The 1,039-nt window shown below is 45.2% G+C and carries 1 protein-coding gene; it reads right to left on the bottom strand.

Features of this window, described 5'->3' with window-relative positions; all coding sequences use genetic code 11:
• Positions 1–546: 546 nt before the first annotated feature.
• Positions 547–744 (bottom strand): hypothetical protein, encoded by a 198-nt coding sequence (locus ACFFNX_RS50975; protein WP_378213723.1) that lies wholly within the window; start codon positions 742–744, stop codon positions 547–549.
• Positions 745–1,039 lie beyond the last annotated feature (295 nt).

Genomic DNA, 1,039 nt, shown 5'->3' with positions numbered 1-1,039 from the left:
GGGCATGAGATTTTGAACAATCCTTATCATTATCTAGATGCAGGCGGAAGATATGCAGTTGTTGTGTCGATAGTCCCATTTAATGCAACGTTCAACTGTTTTTCCAGAAGCAAAAACTCCATGGTCTTTAAATTCCGAATTTAGGTAATCAGTTCGCTCGGAAGAAATTCAACCAATTGTTTCATTAGACCTTTTTTGGAGCCTCCATGTTCTAGTTAGTTGAATTCGGGACTGTTATAGGCAGCGAGGTATATGCTACATAGATGTTTTTTGTAGAACAACACAAGTTTCTGTCTTCACTGTTGCATATCTATCACTCTGAAATGACGCAGTCGTTTAGAAAGGCATTTCAGCCGTTGTTGAAATGTCCGTTCCAGTTGATTGGAAATTGACGAGATCTGATCAGTCATTTTATATTCCATACAATCTTGCTAGTAAACCATCTTCATACGAATGTAGTTTTTTACGACGATGTGTAGTTGGATTTGATGCGTTTGTGACGATGATGATGAGGATGCGATGAGGCCCGGCACGCAGTGGTTGTGCTCAGCAGAAGTGCATATCCTTGAAGGTCTTCTTGTCCTTGTAGATGGAGCCCCAGGCTCCGTAGTCCTTTTTCTGCTCGGGTTTCTTAGCGGGCTGCTGGCTGGTAGCAAACCCTTTATTCATTGGAGACGCTACATCCAAGTACTTGCAGGCCTGGTTGGCCTTCGAAGTGGTTTTGCATTCGTCGCCGCGAGCCATTTTGTCCTAATCACTGTGACGCTGCCGGTGCCGGATGGGAGACGATGGAGGTGACGGTGAGGTGGGAGTGAGGGTCTACGGCACGTGCTGGAGGTGCGTGAGCACCGCGTGTTCCAAACGGTTTCCGGTGTTAGCCCGACGGCTGCCTTTCCGTGTGCACAGGTTCTTAGCGAGCCTTGGTAGAAATTTGTCGGTAATCGCGAACTTTCTCTGCGATCTTGTCATTGACACATACAATTTTTTTAAGAAAAATAAAAATGACACTCCGAAAATTTAACTTTACGGCCAACTGGTT

The sequence above is a fragment of the Actinoallomurus acaciae genome, assembly GCF_042429965.1.
Taxonomy (GTDB): domain Bacteria; phylum Actinomycetota; class Actinomycetes; order Streptosporangiales; family Streptosporangiaceae; genus Actinoallomurus; species Actinoallomurus acaciae.
Note: the sequence above shows the minus strand (reverse complement) of the source record. Positions and strands in the feature narration are given on the sequence as shown.

Coding starts and splice junctions, on each gene's coding strand:
- ACFFNX_RS50975 (WP_378213723.1), bottom strand. CDS start 744: ATGGCTCGCGGCGACGAATGCAAAACCACTTCGAAGGCCAACCAGGCC.